The 19,915-nt window shown below is 62.1% G+C and carries 17 protein-coding genes and 1 riboswitch; of the genes, 13 read left to right on the top strand and 4 right to left on the bottom strand.

Annotated elements, in window-relative coordinates; all coding sequences use genetic code 11:
* Positions 1 to 9: 9 nt before the first annotated feature.
* Positions 10 to 1,290 carry a lipid IV(A) 3-deoxy-D-manno-octulosonic acid transferase gene (gene waaA / locus IF199_RS02585; protein ID WP_192559615.1) on the top strand — a complete coding sequence of 427 codons (1,281 nt, stop codon included), beginning with the start codon at positions 10 to 12 and terminating at the stop codon, positions 1,288 to 1,290.
* A gap of 30 nt (positions 1,291 to 1,320) precedes the next feature.
* On the opposite strand, the gene IF199_RS02590 is transcribed toward waaA, so the two are convergent.
* Positions 1,321 to 2,754: a TolC family outer membrane protein gene (locus IF199_RS02590; protein WP_192559616.1), complete on the bottom strand. Its 1,434-nt coding sequence runs from the start codon at positions 2,752 to 2,754 to the stop codon at positions 1,321 to 1,323.
* A gap of 219 nt (positions 2,755 to 2,973) precedes the next feature.
* A riboswitch (TPP riboswitch) is annotated at positions 2,974 to 3,079 on the top strand.
* A 146-nt stretch (positions 3,080 to 3,225) separates the two neighbouring features.
* On the opposite strand from IF199_RS02590, the gene thiC reads away from it, so the two are divergent.
* Together thiC and cytX are read left to right on the top strand one after the other, a co-directional pair.
* Positions 3,226 to 5,115: a phosphomethylpyrimidine synthase ThiC gene (thiC, locus tag IF199_RS02595; protein WP_096819845.1), complete on the top strand. Its 1,890-nt coding sequence runs from the start codon at positions 3,226 to 3,228 to the stop codon at positions 5,113 to 5,115.
* A gap of 79 nt (positions 5,116 to 5,194) precedes the next feature.
* Positions 5,195 to 6,487: a putative hydroxymethylpyrimidine transporter CytX gene (gene cytX, locus IF199_RS02600; RefSeq protein WP_192559617.1), complete on the top strand. Its 1,293-nt coding sequence runs from the start codon at positions 5,195 to 5,197 to the stop codon at positions 6,485 to 6,487.
* Here cytX and IF199_RS02605 read toward each other — a convergent pair.
* Positions 6,456 to 7,202: an RsiV family protein gene (locus tag IF199_RS02605; protein WP_102620148.1), complete on the bottom strand. Its 747-nt coding sequence runs from the start codon at positions 7,200 to 7,202 to the stop codon at positions 6,456 to 6,458. The genes cytX and IF199_RS02605 overlap by 32 nt on opposite strands.
* Positions 7,203 to 7,430: 228 nt before the next feature.
* Here IF199_RS02605 and IF199_RS02610 point away from each other — a divergent pair, with 228 nt between their 5' ends.
* From IF199_RS02610 to parC, 8 genes are all read left to right on the top strand, one after another.
* Positions 7,431 to 8,048, top strand: a complete 618-nt coding sequence (locus tag IF199_RS02610) for an NUDIX domain-containing protein (RefSeq protein ID WP_096819842.1) — start codon at positions 7,431 to 7,433, stop codon at positions 8,046 to 8,048.
* The gene (locus IF199_RS02615; RefSeq protein WP_096819841.1) at positions 8,039 to 8,491 is read left to right on the top strand and encodes a DUF1249 domain-containing protein; all 453 of its coding nucleotides are present in this window, start codon (positions 8,039 to 8,041) and stop codon (positions 8,489 to 8,491) included. Before IF199_RS02610 ends, IF199_RS02615 begins: the two co-directional genes overlap by 10 nt.
* Positions 8,492 to 8,617: 126 nt before the next feature.
* Positions 8,618 to 9,433, top strand: coding sequence for a 3',5'-cyclic-AMP phosphodiesterase (gene cpdA / locus IF199_RS02620; protein ID WP_192559618.1), 816 nt, complete (start codon positions 8,618 to 8,620; stop codon positions 9,431 to 9,433).
* A 96-nt stretch (positions 9,434 to 9,529) separates the two neighbouring features.
* Positions 9,530 to 10,138 (top strand): YqiA/YcfP family alpha/beta fold hydrolase, encoded by a 609-nt coding sequence (locus tag IF199_RS02625; RefSeq protein WP_192559619.1) that lies wholly within the window; start codon positions 9,530 to 9,532, stop codon positions 10,136 to 10,138.
* Positions 10,139 to 10,188: 50 nt separating this feature from the next.
* Positions 10,189 to 12,096: a DNA topoisomerase IV subunit B gene (parE, locus tag IF199_RS02630; protein ID WP_096819839.1), complete on the top strand. Its 1,908-nt coding sequence runs from the start codon at positions 10,189 to 10,191 to the stop codon at positions 12,094 to 12,096.
* Positions 12,096 to 13,085 (top strand): esterase-like activity of phytase family protein, encoded by a 990-nt coding sequence (locus tag IF199_RS02635; RefSeq protein ID WP_192559620.1) that lies wholly within the window; start codon positions 12,096 to 12,098, stop codon positions 13,083 to 13,085. The genes parE and IF199_RS02635 overlap by 1 nt, the downstream gene beginning before the upstream one ends.
* Entirely contained in the window at positions 13,082 to 13,606 is a 525-nt protein-coding gene (locus tag IF199_RS02640; RefSeq protein WP_096819837.1) for a retropepsin-like aspartic protease family protein, read from the top strand. Before IF199_RS02635 ends, IF199_RS02640 begins: the two co-directional genes overlap by 4 nt.
* Positions 13,607 to 13,613: 7 nt before the next feature.
* Positions 13,614 to 15,878, top strand: coding sequence for a DNA topoisomerase IV subunit A (gene parC / locus IF199_RS02645; protein ID WP_096819836.1), 2,265 nt, complete (start codon positions 13,614 to 13,616; stop codon positions 15,876 to 15,878).
* A gap of 21 nt (positions 15,879 to 15,899) precedes the next feature.
* Here the strand turns inward: parC and IF199_RS02650 are convergent, their stop codons facing one another.
* Positions 15,900 to 16,178: a hypothetical protein gene (locus tag IF199_RS02650; protein ID WP_176504828.1), complete on the bottom strand. Its 279-nt coding sequence runs from the start codon at positions 16,176 to 16,178 to the stop codon at positions 15,900 to 15,902.
* Here IF199_RS02650 and IF199_RS02655 point away from each other — a divergent pair.
* Positions 16,110 to 16,820 (top strand): PqiC family protein, encoded by a 711-nt coding sequence (locus IF199_RS02655; RefSeq protein WP_102620143.1) that lies wholly within the window; start codon positions 16,110 to 16,112, stop codon positions 16,818 to 16,820. The genes IF199_RS02650 and IF199_RS02655 overlap by 69 nt on opposite strands.
* Positions 16,821 to 17,044: 224 nt before the next feature.
* Here the strand turns inward: IF199_RS02655 and IF199_RS02660 are convergent, their stop codons facing one another.
* A complete protein-coding gene (locus IF199_RS02660) occupies positions 17,045 to 18,559 on the bottom strand; it encodes an AhpA/YtjB family protein (protein ID WP_192559621.1) in 1,515 nt (504 codons plus the stop codon).
* A gap of 134 nt (positions 18,560 to 18,693) precedes the next feature.
* On the opposite strand from IF199_RS02660, the gene serB reads away from it, so the two are divergent.
* Entirely contained in the window at positions 18,694 to 19,908 is a 1,215-nt protein-coding gene (gene serB / locus IF199_RS02665; RefSeq protein WP_192559622.1) for a phosphoserine phosphatase SerB, read from the top strand.
* The last annotated feature ends 7 nt before the right edge of the window (positions 19,909 to 19,915 follow it).

Raw genomic sequence — 19,915 nt, forward strand, 5'->3', positions numbered from 1 at the left:
TCCGCCGCCATGAATAGAACTCTCTACACCGCGCTGTTTTACCTGGGGCTGCCATTGGTGGCGATTCGGCTATGGCTGCGTTCGCGCAAGGCGCCGGCGTATGCCAAACGGATTGGCGAACGCTTCTCCTACGGGATGCCGACGCTGCAACCCGGCGGCATCTGGGTCCATGCGGTGTCGGTGGGCGAAAGCATCGCGGCCGCGCCGATGATCCGCGCGCTGCTGCAACGTTATCCACAGCTGCCGATCACCGTGACCTGCATGACCCCGACCGGGTCGGAGCGCATCCATGCGATGTTCGCCGACGAACCGCGCATCCAGCACTGCTACCTGCCTTACGATTTGCCCTGCGCGGCGGCGCGTTTTCTCGATCGCGTGCAGCCGAAGCTGGCGGTGATCATGGAAACCGAACTGTGGCCCAACCACATTCACCAATGCGCCAAACGCGGGATTCCGGTGGCGCTGGCCAACGGACGCTTGTCCGAGCGTTCGGCCAAAGGCTATGGCCGGTTCAGCAAACTGACCACGCCGATGCTCGCCGAAATGAGCCTGTTCGCCGTGCAGACCGAAGCTGAAGCGCAGCGTTTCCGTGATTTGGGCGCACGCCCTGAGACAGTCGAAGTCACCGGCTCGATCAAGTTCGACCTGACCATCGACCCGCAGCTGTTGCAACGCGCCGCTGAACTGCGCGGCCAATGGCAGGCGCAGGAGCGTCCGGTGTGGATCGCCGCCAGCACCCATGAAGGCGAAGACGAGGTGGTGTTGAGCGCCCATCGCCGTTTACTGGCCAACCATCCCGATGCGTTGCTGATTCTGGTGCCGCGCCATCCGGAGCGTTTCAACTCGGTGTTCGAACTGTGCCAGCGCGAAGGTTTTGCCACGGTGCGTCGCTCGACCGGCGTAAACGTCGACGCCACAACGTCGGTGCTGCTCGGCGACACCATGGGCGAGTTGCTGTTTCTCTACGCCCTGGCCGACAGCGCGTTTGTCGGCGGCAGCCTGGTGCCCAACGGCGGACACAACCTGCTGGAACCGGCAGCGCTGGCGAAACCGGTGATCAGCGGCCCGCACCTGTTCAACTTCCTCGACATCGCCGCACAACTGCGCAGCGCCGGGGCGTTGGCCGAAGTGGATGACGCCGAAGGTCTGGCGACAGAAGTGCAGCGCCTGTTCGAACTGCCGCGCGACGCGCAGCGCATGGCCGAAGCCGGATTGAGCGTGATGCGCCGCAATCAGGGCGCGTTGCAGCGATTGCTCGATGGCCTGGGACGGTTGATCGACCGCCCATAAAAAACGCAGCCTCAGGGCTGCGTTTTTTGTTTAAGGCCGGGCCTTGAGCTGTGCTTCCGCAGCCTTGGCCAGATCCGGCGGCAGGAAATCCTTGTCCGGGTTGTAGTCGGCCTTCAGATAACGTGTCAGGTCCTGCAAGTCGCCCGGGTTCAAGGTGCCCGCGGCCTGCTTCAGGCGCAGGTTGTCGAGAATGTAGTCGTAACGGGTGTTGTTGTAGTTGCGCACCGAGGTGTAGAGCTGGCGCTGGGCGTCGAGCACGTCGACGATGTTGCGCGTCCCCACCTGATAACCGATTTCCGTGGCTTCCACCGCGCTCTGGTTGGAGATGATCGACTGGCGGCGCGCCTGCACCTGCTCGACGTCGGTGTTCACCGCGCGATGCAGGTTGCGGGTGTTCTCCACGATCTGCCGGCGCAGGCTTTCGCGCTGCTGCTCGCTCTGATCCAGTTGCGCGTAGGACTGGCGCACCTGGGAACTGGTCAGCCCGCCGCTGTAGATCGGGATGTTCAGTTGCAGGCCCACGGTGCTCTGCTCGACGTTGCCACTGTACGGCGTACCGAAGGCATTCGGGTTGGCGAATCCGAGCGCGTCGTTGTCGCCTTTTTCGTACTTGGCCACGGCGTCCAAGGTCGGCAGGTGGCCGGCCTTGCGTTGCTTCAGGGTCTGTTCGGCGGAGCTCACCGCAAAGTTGCTGGCCAGCAGGTTGAGGTTCTGTTTCGCGGCGGTGTCGACCCAGGCCTTGGCGTCGTTCGGCGCCGGCGGCAGGATCGGCAGGGTGTGGACGATGCCCTGGATCGAGTTGTACTGGCGGTTGGTCAGGGTGATCAGCGCTTCGAATGCATCATCGACCTGACGCTGGGCGACGATCCGGTTGGCGCGGGCGGTGTCGTAACTGGCTTGCGATTGCAGCACGTCGGTCTTGTCCGACAGGCCCACGTCGAAGCGCTCGTTGGACTGGTCGAGCTGGCGCTTGAACGCGGCTTCTTCGGCTTTGGTCGAGGCCAGGTTGTCCTGGCTGCGCAGCACGTTGAAATAGCTTTCGGCCGATTGCAGGATCAGGTTCTGCTCGGTGGCCGAGAGTTGCAGCGCGGCTTGCTCGTTGACGTCCTTGGCGGCCTGGTACTGGAACCAGCGATCGGCGCGGAACAGCGGCTGAGCCAGTGTCGCCTGATAGGAGTGGGCGCTGCGGTTGGCGGTGGCCGAAGGCTGGTCGATCGAGGTGCGCACGCTGGCGGTTTCGGCGCCGCCGGAGAGATTCGGCAGCAACCCGGCGCGGGCCTGTGGCACCACTTCTTTCTGGGCGCCGTACTGGGCGCGGGCGGCGGCCAGATCGGCGTTGTTGTCGACCGCTTCCTGATAGACGCTGACCAGATCGGTCTTGGTCGACAAGGGCGCTTCTGCTGCCCAGACCATTGCGTTGGACGCACAAGACACGGCAACAGCCAGTGAGAGTTTGCGCAGCATGAGGCGATCCCTAGCATGAATATTATGGAAATAATCCGGGCGCCAAAGGTAGGGCGCGGGCACTGCATCGTCAAGGCCTGGCGCCAAGGCGCGGCAGGGCAAGGCGAGTGTAGTTGTGCATTGAGGCGCTCACAATCCTGTCGGCCGCCGCAATTGCGCCATTCATCATGGTGTTTGCCACGGTGTTGGCGTTCTTTGCCGGTTGTGTCTAGACTGGCCGGGTTCTTGTCGGGGTGCCTTGCTATGAGGCTGAGATCGAATAATTTCGGATCCCGTTGAACCTGATCAGGTTAGCGCCTGCGTAGGGAACAAGATTTCTCGTCACCCGGCGAGTCCTCTTGTGCTTCGTCCGGGAAATTGTTCGACAATCGAACGCTCGACGACGATGCACAGCACCAGTCCTGGTGCGTCCGTGCCTTTCAGGTTCTGCTCCGACAATCCACTGCCTGGATGCTGTCTGGAGAGCCCGTGATGACTACAAAATCTAAAAACGCGATCAACCTGAGTGACTCGGCCAAGGTCGATGAACAGTCGGTTCAACCGTTCACCCGTTCGCAAAAAGTCTACGTTCAGGGCTCCCGCCCGGACATCCGCGTGCCGATGCGCGAAATCACCCTCGATGTGACCCCGACCGACTTCGGCGGCGAAATCAACGCGCCGGTCACCGTCTACGACACCTCTGGCCCGTACACCGATCCGAACGTGGTGATCGACGTGCGCAAAGGTCTGGGCGATGTGCGTTCGGCGTGGATCGACGACCGTGGCGACACCGAGCGCCTGCCAGGCCTGAGCTCGAACTTCGGCCAGCAACGCCTTGCCGACGCCGAACTGACCAAACTGCGTTTCGCCCACGTCAACAACCCGCGCCGCGCCAAGGCCGGGGCCAACGTCAGCCAGATGCACTACGCCCGCCAAGGCATCATCACCGCCGAGATGGAATACGTCGCCATCCGCGAAAACATGAAGCTGCAAGAGGCCCGCGCTGCCGGCCTGTTGAAGCAGCAGCACGCCGGTCACAGCTTCGGTGCGAGTATCCCGAAAGAAATCACCCCTGAGTTCGTGCGCGAAGAAATTGCTCGCGGCCGCGCGATCATCCCGGCCAACATCAACCACGTCGAACTGGAACCGATGATCATCGGCCGCAACTTCCTGGTGAAGATCAACGGCAACATCGGCAACAGCGCACTGGGTTCGTCCATCGAAGAAGAAGTGGCGAAACTGACCTGGGGCATTCGCTGGGGTTCGGACACGGTCATGGACTTGTCCACCGGCAAACACATTCACGAAACCCGCGAGTGGATCATCCGCAACTCGCCGGTGCCGATCGGCACCGTGCCGATTTATCAGGCGCTGGAAAAGGTTAACGGCGTCGCCGAAGACCTGACCTGGGAGCTGTTCCGCGACACGCTGATCGAGCAGGCGGAGCAGGGCGTCGACTACTTCACCATCCACGCCGGCGTACTGTTGCGCTACGTGCCGCTGACCGCCAAGCGCGTGACCGGCATCGTTTCCCGTGGCGGTTCGATCATGGCCAAGTGGTGCCTGGCGCACCACAAAGAGAACTTCCTCTACACCCACTTCGACGAAATCTGCGAAATCATGAAGGCCTACGACGTCAGCTTCTCGCTGGGCGACGGCCTGCGTCCGGGCTCGATTGCCGACGCCAACGACGAAGCGCAATTCGGCGAACTGGAGACCCTCGGCGAGCTGACCAAGATCGCCTGGAAGCACGACGTGCAATGCATGATCGAAGGCCCGGGCCACGTGCCGATGCAGCTGATCAAAGAGAACATGGACAAGCAGCTGGAGTGCTGCGACGAGGCGCCGTTCTACACCCTCGGCCCGCTGACCACCGACATTGCGCCGGGCTACGACCACATCACCTCCGGTATCGGTGCGGCGATGATCGGCTGGTTCGGTTGCGCGATGCTCTGCTACGTGACGCCGAAGGAGCACTTGGGTCTGCCGAACAAGGATGACGTGAAAACCGGGATCATCACCTACAAGATCGCCGCTCACGCCGCGGACTTGGCCAAAGGACATCCGGGCGCGCAGATCCGCGACAACGCCTTGAGCAAGGCGCGGTTCGAATTCCGTTGGGAAGACCAGTTCAACCTCGGTCTGGACCCGGACACCGCCCGTTCGTATCACGATGAAACCCTGCCGAAGGACTCGGCGAAGGTCGCGCATTTCTGTTCGATGTGCGGGCCGAAATTCTGCTCGATGAAGATCACTCAGGAAGTCCGCGAATACGCGGCCAACCAGCGGATCGACGCGGTCGACGTGGACGTCGCCCAGGGCCTGGCGGAACAGGCCGAGCGGTTCAAGAAGGAAGGCAGTCAGCTGTACAAGAAGGTTTGATCTGACCTGAGTCGGGCGGCGTTCGCGCCGCCGCGATGACGATCAAAAAAACAACAAATGTCCCTCTGAGATAACACCCTTGAGCATTCAACCCGGTACTTATTCCCCCGACCTCGCCGTGCCCGCCGACAAGCGGGTATTCGGCGGTCGCGATCTGTTTTCCCTGTGGTTTTCCCTCGGCATCGGCCTGATGGTATTGCAGACCGGTGCGCTGCTGGCGCCGGGGCTGGGACTGTCGGGATCGCTGCTAGCGATCTTCCTCGGCACGCTGGTCGGCGTCCTGTTGCTGGCCGCCGTTGGCGTGATCGGCAGCGACACCGGCCTGTCGTCGATGGCCGCGCTGAAACTCAGCCTCGGCCGCCAGGGCGCGAGCCTGCCGGCGCTGCTCAATCTGCTGCAACTGATCGGTTGGGGCTCGTTCGAAATCATCGTCATGCGCGACGCGGCCAGCCTGCTCGGCACCCGTGCGTTCAGCGAAGGTTCGCTGTGGGCCAGCCCGATGTTGTGGACCTTGTGCTTTGGTGCACTGGCGACGCTGCTCGCCGTCAGCGGTCCGCTGACGTTCGTGCGCAAGATCCTGCGTAAATGGGGCATCTGGCTGATTCTGGCCGCGTGCATCTGGCTGACCTGGAACCTGTTCGCCAAGGCCGATCTGAGCGCCTTGTGGGCGCAGGCCGGGGATGGTTCTATGCCGTTCGCCGTGGGCTTCGACATTGCCATCGCGATGCCGCTGTCATGGCTGCCGCTGATTGCCGACTACTCGCGTTTCGGCAAGAAGGCGAAGAACGTGTTCGGTGGTACGGCGATCGGTTTCTTCATCGGCAACTTCTGGCTGATGAGCCTGGGCGTTGCCTACACCCTGGCCTTTGCGCCGAGCGGTGAAGTCAACGCGTTGCTGCTGGCGCTGGCCGGTGCCGGTCTGGGGATTCCGTTGCTGCTGATCCTGTTGGACGAGTCGGAAAACGCCTTCGCCGACATTCACTCGGCAGCGGTTTCCAGCGGGATTCTGTTGCGTCTGAAAGTCGAGCATCTGGCTTTGGCTATCGGCGTGATCTGCACCCTGATCGCCTTGCTCGCGCCACTGGCGCAATACCAGAACTTCCTGCTGTTGATCGGCTCGGTGTTCGCGCCGCTGTTCGGCGTGGTGCTGGTGGATCACTTCATCCTGCGCAAGCGCAGTGGCCAGGTGGCTTCGGCCGCATTGCGCTGGCCGGCGCTGTTGGCCTGGCTGGGTGGCATCAGCACCTATCATCTGCTGGCCAATCTGTATCCGGATGTCGGCGCAACCCTGCCGGCGCTAGTCCTGGCAGGGCTGCTGCAGCTCGTGCTCGGTCGGGCTTTCAGTTACGGCCGGGAAACAGCTCGGGCTTGATGATGCCGTTCAGGCGCGGGTAAGGGATCTTCAGTTCGACGTGGCCCAGCGCATAAGGCGCGATGGTGGTCACGTCGTACTTGAGGATCACGCCGCCGTAAGTCAGCGCCACGTGCGGGGTTTTGACGAACGGCCAGTTCTTCACATACTCCGGTTCCTGATCGAGCTTGGTGCTGATCAGCCAGCTGTTATGCGCGACTTGCGCAGCCTTCCAGAACGCTTCTTCCTGACCCGGCACCAACATGTCCGACAGGCTCAGCACCTTGTGCTGCTGGCGCGAATAGTTGATGAAACCGCGACCCGGCGTACCGTGTGCGCCACCGGTGTCCAGGTAGCTCGACACTTCGACAATCACCAGACCGTCATGCTGCTCGCGTACTTTCGCCTGCAAATAGCTGCTGTTGCGTGGGCCTGCAGTGCGCAGGAACTGCTCGCGGTAGGCGGCCAGGGTCGGTGCAACCGGAGCATCCGGCGATGTGCGGGTGAATTGCAGCAGGCGTTTTTCGATGATGCCATCCAGTGCAGGTTCTGCCGGGAAGTGCAGAGTGTCGATGTTCACCAGCGGGCAATCCGGGTTGGAGCAACCGGGTTTCAGCGTTTCCGAGGCATCGCGGGTGGTTTCCAGCGGCGTGCGGTAGTTGGGCTGGAACAGGCTGGCGCAAGCGCCCAGGGTCAGGGCGATGGCGGCCACGGAGGCAATTTTGAAAAGCGACATGGGCGTCCTTTCTGAAACAGGGGAAGGCAAAAAGTTACCGCTTCGACTCTCTACGAAGCGGTCAGTTCGCCACTAAGCTAATTAGAGTGGGTTTCGCCTCCACCGTCCATCTCGGTGACGGTAAAGGGGCTGCATCAAACGTCACCGGCGCGTTAGGATGGCGCGAAGTCGAGGTTGCAGGTAACTGAAATGAACCTCGTATTGGATTTGCAGTAAACGAGGATGCTCATGACCGATTTCGCCAAAGCCATTCCGTCCGCCATCGACATCGTGCGACGCGAGCAATGCTACAAGGGCTTCTACAAGCTCGATCGCGTGCATTTGCGCCACGAACTGTTCGCCGGTGGCATGAGCCGCGAGATCAATCGTGAAGTGTTCGTGCGGCACGACGCCGTATGCCTGCTGCCCTACGATCCGCAGCGCGATGAAGTGGTGCTGATCGAGCAGTTTCGCGTCGGCGCCATGGGCAAGACCACCAATCCCTGGCTGGTTGAGCTGGTCGCCGGTCTGATCGACAAGGAAGAAGTGCCGGAAGAAGTTGCTCGCCGCGAAGCGCAGGAGGAAGCTGGACTGGACATCAAGGCCCTGTGGCCGATGATGCAATATTTCCCGTCGCCGGGGGGCAGCAACGAGTTCGTGCATTTGTACTTGGGGCGTTGCAGCACCGAAGGCGTTGGCGGCCTGCACGGGCTGGAGGAAGAGGCAGAAGATATCCGCGTCACGGTCTGGGCCTTCGAAGATGCCCTGCAGGCTGTACGCGACGGACGGATTGCCAATGCGGCGAGCATCATCGCCTTGCAGTGGCTGGCGCTCAATCGCGCCGAAGTGAGGGGGCTATGGTCGTAAACAAACTGCGCGATCGCTATCGTGTCGACCTCGTGGGCCTGCAAGCCGCCTGCGAGGCCAACTACGCGCGCCTGATGCGACTGTTGCCGGACATGCGCCGCGAACCTGAAGCGCGGCGCATCGCCGTGACCCAGGGCGACCAGATGCTCGGCGTGCTGGCCATCGAAGTGTTGCAGGCCTGTCCGTACACCACGACTCTGCAAGTGCGTCAGGAACACAGCCTGCCCTGGCTGCCGGTGCCGCAACTGGAAGTGCAGGTCTATCACGACGCGCGCATGGCCGAAGTGATCAGCGCCGAACATGCACGACGCTTTCGCGGCATCTATCCTTACCCCAACGCGGCCATGCATCAGCCGGACGAAAAGGCCCAGCTCAATCTGTTCCTCGGAGAATGGCTGAGTCATTGTCTGGCCTGCGGTCACGAGTACGCTGCCGTTCGATAGCTTCGATAGCTGTGATAACAGCGGCAAGTTGTGAACTGCGTCCGGTTCGGCGGTTTCTTCCCGGGGCCTTCCCCCAGCATAATTGCGAACCTTTCCGACCCGGCGATCCAGCCTTGGGAGAACGCCTTGCCGAGCGTATCGACTCTGACCACCGCCGATGCGGCGTTGCTGGTGCAACTGTCCGACAGTCATTTGTTCGCCGAGGCGGACGGTACGCTGCTGGGCATGAAGACTCGCGAGAGCCTGCAAAAAGTCATCGAACTGGTGCTCGAGCAGCAGCCGCAGATCGACCTGATCGTTGCCAGCGGTGATCTGTCCCAGGACGGCACGCTGGAGTCCTACCAGCAATTTCGTCAGATGACGGCGCAGATCGACGCGCCGGCCCGCTGGATCCCCGGCAACCACGACGAACCGCAGATTATGCAGATGGCCGCGGTACAAAGTGCATTGCTGGAGCCGGTGGTGGATGTCGGTAACTGGCGCGTGACCCTGCTCGACTCGGCGGTGCCGGGCTCGGTGCCGGGGTATTTGCAGGATGACCAACTGCAATTGCTGGCGCGTTCGCTGAGCGAGGCGCCGGATCGGCATCATCTGGTGTGTTTCCACCATCACCCAGTGTCGATCGGTTGCGCCTGGATGGAGCCGATCGGCTTGCGCAATCCCGAAGCGTTTTTCGACGTGCTCGACCGTTTCCCGCAGGCCCGTGCCGTGTTGTGGGGACATGTGCATCAGGAGATCGACCGCGAACGTAACGGCGTGCGACTGATCGCCTCGCCGTCGACCTGCATTCAGTTCGAGCCGGGCAGTGTCGACTTCAAGGTCGGCGAACAGGCGCCAGGGTATCGCTGGTTGCGGTTGTTGCCGGACGGGCGGATCGAGACGGGCGTGGAGCGTGTCACCGATTTCCGGTTCACCGTCGATTACGGCTCCAACGGCTACTGATTCACGGGCGCGGCGCTGATTTCCTCGGGTGCTGGCCCAACACCCCCTGACTCCCTGTAAACTCCGCTTTCTTTAGCCGACACCCAGGGAGCTCAAATGTCCGGTTCGATCCTCTATATCCACGGTTTCAACAGCGCGCCGGCCTCGAAGAAGGCCTGTCAGCTGGTCGAGGTGATGGAGCGGCTGGGTTTGAGCGATCAACTGCGTGTCCCGGAGCTGCATCACCACCCGCGTGAAGCCATCGGTCAGCTGGAGCAGGCAATCGCCGAACTCGGCCGGCCGTTGCTGGTGGGAAGCTCGCTCGGCGGCTACTATGCGACTCACCTGGCCGAGCGCCATGGCCTGAAAGCCCTGCTGGTCAACCCGGCCGTCAGTCCGCACCGGATGTTCGACGGATACCTGGGGACGCAGAAAAACCTGTACACCGACGAAACCTGGGAATTGACCCACGACCATGTGACGGCCCTGGCCGAACTGGAAGTGCCGGCGCCGCAGGATTCGCAGCGGTATCAGGTGTGGTTGCAGACCGGGGACGAAACGCTGGACTATCGCCATGCCCAGCAGTATTACCGGGCCTGTGCCTTGCGCATCCAGGCCGGCGGCGACCATAGTTTCCAGGGGTTTGCCGGGCAATTGCCGGCGTTGCTGAGTTTTGCCGGCATTGGCGCCGATTTGTTTCAGGCAATCGATTTCACCGCGCTGTGAGCGGTTGCCCCATTAATTCCTTATTCACCGAACACTGACGACGAGACCTTATGGCCACTCCCAGCGCTAGCTCCTATAACGCCGACGCCATCGAAGTCCTCTCGGGCCTCGACCCGGTGCGCAAACGCCCGGGCATGTACACCGACACCAGTCGGCCGAACCACCTTGCCCAGGAAGTCATCGACAACAGTGTCGACGAAGCCCTGGCCGGCCACGCCAAATCGATCCAGGTCATCCTCCACGCCGACCACTCGCTGGAAGTCTGCGATGACGGTCGCGGCATGCCTGTCGACATCCACCCGGAAGAGGGTGTGTCGGGCGTTGAGCTGATCCTCACCAAGCTCCATGCGGGCGGCAAGTTTTCCAACAAGAACTACCAGTTCTCCGGCGGTCTGCACGGGGTAGGTATTTCTGTGGTCAACGCTTTGTCGACCCAGGTGCGGGTGCGGGTCAAGCGTGACGGCAACGAATATGAAATGACCTTCGCCGACGGCTACAAGGCCACCGATCTGCAAGTGATCGGCACCGTCGGCAAACGCAATACCGGGACCAGCGTGTACTTCGCGCCGGACCCGAAATACTTCGATTCGCCAAAATTCTCCATCAGCCGCCTCAAGCACGTGCTCAAGGCCAAGGCCGTGCTGTGCCCGGGTCTGCTGATCAGCTTCGAAGACAAGGGCACCGGCGAAAAGGTCGAGTGGCATTACGAAGATGGCCTGCGCTCCTATCTGGTAGACGCGGTCAGCGAATTCGAGCGTCTGCCGGACGCGCCGTTCTGCGGCAACCTGGCAGGCACCAAGGAAGCGGTCGAATGGGCCCTGCTGTGGCTGCCGGAAGGCGGCACCTCGGTCACCGAAAGCTACGTCAACCTGATCCCGACGGAGCAGGGCGGCACCCACGTCAACGGTCTGCGTCAGGGCCTGCTCGATGCGATGCGCGAGTTCTGCGAATTCCGCAGCCTGCTGCCGCGCGGCGTGAAGCTGGCGCCGGAAGACGTCTGGGAACGCATCGCCTTCGTGCTGTCGATGAAGATGCAGGAGCCGCAATTCTCCGGCCAGACCAAGGAGCGTCTGTCGTCCCGTGAAGCGGCGGCGTTTGTCTCCGGCGTGGTCAAAGACGCGTTCAGCCTGTGGCTCAACGCCAACCCGGAAACCGGTCTGGCGTTGGCGGAGCTGGCAATCAGCAACGCCGGCCGTCGCCTGAAAGCCAGCAAGAAAGTCGAGCGCAAGCGCATCACCCAGGGCCCGGCGTTGCCGGGAAAACTGGCCGATTGTGCCGGGCAGGACCCGATGCGCTCCGAACTGTTTCTGGTGGAAGGTGATTCCGCCGGCGGTTCGGCCAAGCAGGCGCGGGACAAGGAATTCCAGGCGATCCTGCCGTTGCGCGGCAAGATCCTGAATACCTGGGAAGTCGACGGCAGCGAAGTGCTGGCCAGCCAGGAAGTGCACAACATTGCCGTGGCCATCGGTGTCGATCCGGGCGCCGAGGACATGAGCCAGCTGCGTTACGGCAAGATCTGCATCCTCGCCGACGCCGACTCCGACGGTCTGCACATTGCCACGTTGTTGTGCGCCTTGTTCGTCCAGCATTTCCGCCCGCTGGTGGATGCCGGTCACGTCTACGTCGCGATGCCGCCGCTGTACCGTATCGACTTGGGCAAGGAGATTTTCTACGCCCTGGACGATGCCGAGCGCGACGGGATCCTCGACCGTCTGGTGGCCGAGAAGAAGCGCGGCAAGCCGCAGGTCACCCGATTCAAGGGTCTGGGTGAAATGAACCCGCCGCAACTGCGTGAAACCACCATGGACCCGAACACCCGGCGTCTGGTGCAGTTGACCCTCGGGGAAGACTTCGCCGAGACCTCGGAAATGATGGACATGCTGCTGGCGAAGAAGCGCGCCGGTGACCGCAAGACCTGGCTCGAATCCAAGGGCAACCTCGCCGAGGTTCTGGCCTGATGCGTTTTGGCTGGGCCTTGGCGGGTGCGTTGCTGCTGGGGTCGATGACGGCGTCGGCGGAGCCTGTGCAAGAGTTGCGTGTGCTCGCCGAACACCCGGTCGAAGGCATGCGCGGCGGCAATCTGTCGGGGCTGGCCCTGTGCGGCAACGAGCTGTGGACGGTGTCGGATCGCGATGATGATCAGATCTACCGTCTCGATACTCGCGATCCCGTCTGGCAGGCGACTGCCGTGCGCATCGATCCACCGCCAGTACCCGACAGCGGCTTGCCGTGGGGCATCAAATCGCGGACCTGGGCGGCGTCGTTCGTTCGCGGCGGTGATCTGGATTTCGAAGGGATCACCTGCGACAGCGCCGGCAATCGCTACATTGTCAGCGAAGGCCACGCAGCCGTATTGCAAGTACCGCCGCAAGGGCCGTCGTCATGGCTGAAAATCTCGCCGATGATGGTGCGCGAAGCGCGGGCCAGTGGCCTGCTGCTGCAATTCAATGCGATTTTCGAAGGCCTGGCGATCAATCCGGCGGGCGATCAGATGTGGCTGGCCGCCGAACGGCAAAGCCGTGGTTTGTTGCTGATCAAGCGCCAACAGACGGTGTGGGACTGTGACGGTCGCTGCGTGTTGCTGAGCGAAGGCGGGATGGAAATGCAGCCGCCGCAGTTTCCCAAGGCCAGACCGGTCAATCGGGATTTTTCCGACCTGTCATTGTTCAACGGCAAACTGTTTACCCTTGAGCGCAACGCCTACCAGATCTGTCGTCGCGATGCGCAGACGGCCAAGGTCGAGCTTTGCTGGTCGTACGCGGCCGAGCTGTTGCAGGGCAATCGTCGTTACGCGCAGAACTTCGGGCTGGAAGAGGCGCTGGTCGTCGATGCTCAAGGCGCCTGGATCGGTGTCGACAACAATTTTGGTCCTCGCGCCGATGGCGAGGTCCGCCCGATTGTCTGGCGCTTTGCCGCGCCTGAGGGTGGCTGGAGCGCCAAGCCATGAGTCAGCAACCGCCGGGCAAGCGCGCCGGGCGTGTGCTGATGATTCTGGCCTGGTGCGCGGCGCTGTTTCTGGCCACGCGGTTTTTCGGCCAGTGGGAAGACCGCCAGCGTAATCCCAATGCAGAGGTGACTTCGCAGCAGGGCAACGGCTATATCGAAGTGAAACTGATCGGCAACGCCCAGGGACATTTTGTCGTCAGCGGCCTGATCAACGGTCGGCCGGTGGAGTTCATGCTCGACACCGGCGCGACCGACGTGGCAATCCCGGCGGAGGTGGCGAAAAGCCTGAAGCTGGAAGAAGGTTTCGGTGTGACCCTGAGCACGGCCAATGGCCTGAGCCAGGGCTATCGCACCCGTATCGACCGCCTGCAACTGGGCGACATCGTGCTGCGGGACGTCCGCGCACTGGTGGCGCCGGGGCTGCATGGCGACCAGGTGCTGCTCGGCATGAGCGCCCTGAACAAACTTGAATTTACTCAGCGCGGCGGCACCATGCTGTTGCGCCAGACAACGAACCGATGAGGCCCGCATGAGCGACAACCTTGCAGACAGCTTAGATGGCGTAGAACGCCGGTCGCTGGCTGACTTCACCGAAAATGCCTACCTCAACTACTCCATGTACGTGATCATGGACCGTGCCTTGCCGCATATCGGCGACGGTCTGAAACCGGTACAGCGGCGTATCGTCTACGCCATGAGCGAGCTGGGGCTGGACGCCGATTCCAAGCACAAGAAGTCGGCGCGTACCGTCGGCGACGTGCTCGGCAAGTTCCACCCCCACGGCGACTCGGCGTGCTACGAAGCGATGGTGCTGATGGCCCAGCCGTTCAGCTATCGCTACACGCTGGTGGACGGCCAGGGTAACTGGGGTGCGCCGGACGATCCGAAATCCTTCGCCGCCATGCGATACACCGAAGCGCGGCTGTCGCGTTATTCCGAAGTGCTGCTCAGCGAACTGGGCCAGGGCACCGCAGACTGGGGCCCGAACTTCGACGGCACCCTTCAGGAACCGCTGGTTCTCCCTGCGCGCCTTCCGAACATCCTGCTCAACGGCACCACCGGTATCGCCGTGGGCATGGCCACCGACGTGCCGCCGCACAACCTGCGCGAAGTCGCCACGGCGTGCGTGCGTCTGCTCGATGAACCGAAAGCCACGGTCGAACAGCTCTGCGAACACATTCAGGGCCCGGACTACCCGACCGAAGCGGAAATCATCACCCCGCGTGCCGATCTGCTGAAAATGTACGAAACCGGCAAGGGCTCGGTGCGCATGCGCGCTGTGTATCACGTCGAGGACGGCGACATCATCGTTACCGCGCTGCCGCACCAGGTCTCCGGGGCCAAGGTGCTGGAACAGATCGCCGCGCTGATGCAGGCCAAACCGTCGAAAGCGCCGCAGATCGCCGACCTGCGTGACGAGTCCGACCACGAAAACCCGTGCCGCATCGTGATCATCCCGGTCAACAGCCGTGTCGATCACGAAGCGCTGATGCAGCACCTGTTCGCCAGCACCGAGCTGGAGTCGACCTATCGGGTCAACGTCAACATCATCGGTCTGGACGGCAAGCCGCAGCTGAAAAACCTCCGTGCGTTGCTGGTGGAGTGGCTGGAATTCCGCGTGCTGACCGTGCGTCGCCGCCTGCAGTTCCGCCTCGACAAGGTCGAGCGTCGCCTGCACCTGTTGGACGGTTTGCTGATCGCTTACCTCAACCTGGATGAAGTGATCCACATCATCCGTACCGAGGAACACCCGAAAGCCAAGTTGATCGAGCGTTTTGCCCTCAGCGAAATCCAGGCCGACTACATCCTCGATACCCGTCTGCGTCAGTTGGCGCGTCTGGAAGAGATGAAACTGCGCGACGAGCAGGACGAACTGCTCAAGGAACAAGCCAAGCTGCAAGCCCTGCTGGGCAGCGAAGCCAAGCTGAAAAAACTGGTTCGTACCGAGTTGTTGAAAGACGCCGAAACCTACGGCGACGACCGTCGGTCGCCAATCGTCGAGCGCACGGAAGCCAAGGCGCTGACCGAGCACGATCTGCTGCCGAACGAGAAAGTCACCGTTGTGCTGTCGGAAAAAGGCTGGATTCGTTCGGCCAAGGGCCACGAGATCGACGCCACCGGCCTGTCGTACAAGGCCGGCGACGGCTTCAAGACCTCGGCGGCGGGGCGCTCAAACCAGTCAGCCGTGGTCATCGACTCCACCGGTCGCAGTTACTCGGTGGCCGCGCACACCTTGCCGTCGGCACGGGGCCAGGGCGAGCCGTTGACCGGCCGTCTGACGCCACCGCCTGGCGCCACGTTCGAATGCGTGCTGATGCCGGAAGACGATGCGCTGTACGTGATCGCCTCTGATGCTGGCTACGGTTTTGTGGTCAAGGGTGAAGACCTGCAAGCCAAGAACAAGGCCGGCAAGGCGCTGCTGAGCCTGCCGAACAACGCCAAGGTGATCGCGCCGCGTCCGGTGGCCGACCGTGAGCAGAACTGGCTGGCTTCGGTGACGACCGAGGGTCGCCTGCTGATCTTCAAAATCAGCGATCTGCCACAATTAGGGAAGGGCAAAGGCAACAAGATCATCGGCATTTCCGGTGAACGAGTGGCCAGTCGCGAAGAATATGTCACGGACATCGCCGTTCTTCCGGAAGGCGCCACGCTGGTGCTGCAGGCCGGAAAACGTACCTTGTCGCTGAAAGCCGACGACCTCGAACACTACAAGGGTGAGCGTGGTCGCCGTGGCAATAAACTGCCACGGGGCTTCCAGCGAGTGGATGCGCTGCTCGTCGAAAACCTCAATTAAGCGGCCAGGAAGCGTTCGCACTCATTTCTCCTTCGGGAAAAATGACTGAGAACGCCTCTCTAGAGCGCCCGATCTTCGATTTAACCCGTAGATCGGCGCTTTGGCGCTGGAGTCGGAACGCATATTCACGGATGATATGGCCTTTCCAAGCGCCGGCGTGGCCGAGCGTTCTTCATATTTTTTGAGTATTTTCACTGTGGTCAGCCTTGTGGCGGCCACCTGGACGGGATGATGACTTCTCTGCGCCCCCTTATTTTCCTGCTCGCCGGCGTTCTTGGCCTGGCGGGTTGCAGCGTTCACCAGCCGGTGTCGCTGTATCAGCTGGACAGCGGAAGTCCGGCTCAGCCTGCGCAAAGCGCGGGCATGGCAGTTTTGCTGGGCCCTGTGGTAGTTGCCGATTACCTGCAACGTGAAACCCTGTTGCAGCGTCAGCCGGACGGCAGCCTGCAGGCATCGATCGACGGCCGCTGGGCCGGCAGCCTGTCTTCGGACATCGATCAGTTGCTGTTGCGTCAGGTCGCCGGCCATCTGGACAGCCAGCGTGTGGTATTGGCGCCGGCCACTCTGGGTTTCACCCCGGATGTGCAGGTGCTGTTGACCATCACGCGTCTGGATTCCGGTGTGTCGCAGCCGGCGATTCTCGATGCCCAATGGCGTCTGATCGACCGTCGTGGCCAGGTGCGTGACAACCGCATCGTCCATCTGCAAGAGCAGCACAGTGGCGGCACGGCTTCGCAGGTTCAGGCGCAAGGCATCTTGCTGCAACGCCTGGCCGAGCAGCTCTCTGTAGCGCTCAAACCGTTGGCCAACCAGCCACCGGTTGCCGAAGCGCCGCGCAAACCGGCACCGAAACCGGCAGCACCGGCGGCGGAAGCCGAGAAGCAACCGAAGATCCCGATGGCTTCACCGATTCGCACCGATATGGAAGTGTTTCGCTTCTAAGGCTGGAACGAGTCAGAGCAGAGCCCGCCTTGTGCGGGCTTTGTTGTGTCTGGGGTTCTGGGTAGAAGATCAAAAGCTCCCTCACCCTCCGGGCGGTCCGACGTTTCGGGAGGGCTAGGGTGAGGGGGCTCTTCAGCTTCGAGCGCAACCTCAAGACCACCACGCACAAAAAAGCCCGCAGACGAGTGATCATCTGCGGGCTTCTTCACATCAAGGACAAGGCCTCAGGCCCGGCGCTCATGCATCCGCGCCAGCTGCCGCTCAAGCATCGACGGATAAGGCTCCATCAATCGCTCCACACAGCAAGCCCCTTCAGGGCTGGCAATCGGCCGGATCCGTGCACGCTGGCGAATCAGCGCGTCATCACCGATCTTGCGCTCCACCAGCAACAGGTTGCGGCTGTGCTGCGACAGCGCCAGGGCGTCCTGGGCGGAGTCGGTCAGCAGCAGGTCGATCTGGCTCAGGCCGAACAGTTCGTCGCCCAGGGTCAGGCCCAACTGCAATTGCAGGGTGATGCCGCTGTCGGCGACTTCGATCTGCAACTGGTGGCCCAGCGCTCGCAGCAGCTCGCCGCAGCAGATGGCGTTGGTCAGGTAATCGTCGCCGCTGTCTTCGGTGTGGAACAGCATCAGCGTGCTGCCATCGTTCAGGGTTTCGATTTCACCCTGATACAGCGAAGCAGCTTGCTCCAGGCAGTCACGATAGCGCTCCTGCAACTCTTCCAGACGTGCCCGCGGCAAGCGGCGAAGTTGCTCCTGCGAACCCAGTTGCACTGCCAGCACCGCGGTGTGCTGAGGCACGCTCGGGGTTGGCTGGCGAACGGCAGGTTGCGCGGGTTCGTTCAGCGATTCGTCACGCAGATCGGCAAACGGGTCTTCGTCATCGTCGTCTTCCACGGTGCTGACCACGTGGCGTGGCGCAGGCTTCTGCGCGGCCATCGGGCGGCTCTCGTCAAAACTCGGATCGCGCAGGTTGCGTACTTCGAACTCCGGCTCGACGTCGTCGTCCTCGAACTCGGGTTCCGGCTCAGGCTCGGGAATGGTCGGCTCGGGAGCGTAACTGGCGTGCAGTTGACGGGCCAGATCGCCGATCTCGTCCTGACGCTCGATCCCCGGCGTGTATTCGTCGATCCGGCGCAGCCACACGCGCAATTGCAGCAGCGGCGTGGAGATGTGCCGGCCAAGGCGCAGACTCAGGGTCAGGGACAGTGCCAGCAGGATCGCACTCAGGATGCCCATGCTTTGCAGGCTGATGGTCATCGGCTGCTGGAACTGATCCATGTCCAGACTGATGCGCAGCTGCCCGGCGGTCACGTCCTGGAAGGTTATCTTGCTCTCGTACATGCCCTCGGCTTCGCCCAGCAGGCTGTGCTTGGGCCGCTGACCGGACTCGGCGAGGATGCGGTTGTCCACGCTGTAGATGGCGGCGTGGGCCACCAGCTTGTTCTTGGTCAAGTTGTTGAGCAGCACGTTGAGGCTGAGGATGTCGTTGGACACCAGCAGCTCGGTCGCGGAGGTGGCGGTCTGCGTGGTCAGGCTTTCGCCCAGCGCATCGGCCTGCTCGTGCATGGCCTGCTTGAACTGCAAGCCCATCACGCAGGCATAGATCACCAGGGCCAGGGCGACCAGGATCACGTTATGGCTGGCAATGCGCAATGCAATCGGTACACGGCGGTGGCGCAGTGCACGGAAGATCAGCAGAAAGAAGTTATCGGTTTTAACTGGCGTGGGCCGGTTCACTGAGCTCGGCTCTTTTGTCCGTGAAGTTGACGCGCAGTATAGCGACAGGCCCTAGACCGGCAAAGCGCTGGCGGTGCCCGATGGTCACTGAAAGTGGGTAGAATGCGGTTTTTTTCCAGTTGCGGGGGTGCGCGTTGCGCGAAATCGTCCTGATTAACATCACGGGAGTCGACCGTCCCGGTCTGACGGCGGCCATTACCGGTGTTCTGGCTCAGGGTGGTGTGAACATCCTCGATATCGGTCAGGCGGTCATCCACGACATGCTGTCGTTCGGCATCCTCGTGGAAATCCCCGACTCCGAGCAAGGCAAGTCGGTGCTCAAGGACATCCTGTTCAAGGGTTACGAGCTCGACCAGCAGGTGCGCTTCACCCCGGTGTCCGAAGAGGATTACCAGCAATGGGTGGGCAATCAGGGCAAGAAACGCCACATCGTCACCCTGCTGACCCGCAAGGTCACCGCCGGCCAGTTGCAGGCCGTGAGCTCGATCACCGCCAAATACGGGCTGAACATCGATCATATCGACCGTCTGTCGGGTCGCATGCTGCTGGACACGCCGGCCGACAAGGGCAAGGGCTGCATCGAGTTCTCCGTACGCGGCGAAGCGGCCGATCCGCAGGCCCTGCGCGCCGAATTCCTCAGCGTGGCCCAGGAGCTGAACGTCGACATCGCATTCCAGGAAGATTCGCTGTTCCGTCGCAACCGTCGTCTGGCGGTGTTCGACATGGACTCGACCTTGATCGAAGCCGAAGTCATCGACGAACTGGCCAAGGCCGCCGGCGTTGGCGACCAGGTTTCGGAAATCACCGAGCGGGCAATGGCCGGTGAGCTGGACTTCCGCGCCAGCTTCAAAGAGCGTCTGGCGCTGCTCAAGGGCCTGGATGTCGGTGTACTCGATTCGATCGGTGCCTCGCTGCGCCTGACCGAAGGCGCCGAAACCCTGTTCGCCGAACTCAAGCGCCTGGGCTACAAAACCGCCATCCTGTCCGGCGGCTTCACCTACTTCGCCAAGCAATTGCAGGCCAAGCTTGGCATCGACTACGTGTTCGCCAACGAACTGGAAGTGGTCGACGGCAAATGCACCGGCGTGGCGATCGAGCCGATCGTCGATGCCCAGCGCAAGGCTGATCTGCTGAAACAGCTGGCTGAAAAAGAAGGTTTGCGTCTGGAGCAGACCATCGCCGTGGGCGACGGTGCCAACGACCTGCCGATGCTGGCGATTGCCGGTCTGGGTGTGGCGTTCCGCGCCAAGCCGCTGGTCAAACAGTCGGCGAAGCAAGCGATCTCGACCCTCGGCCTGGATGGCGTGCTGTACCTGCTGGGCTTCCGGGATCGCGACGGGCAGCTCTGACAACGGC

Origin of the sequence: Pseudomonas allokribbensis (assembly GCF_014863605.1) — a bacterium.
Classification (GTDB): domain Bacteria; phylum Pseudomonadota; class Gammaproteobacteria; order Pseudomonadales; family Pseudomonadaceae; genus Aquipseudomonas; species Aquipseudomonas allokribbensis.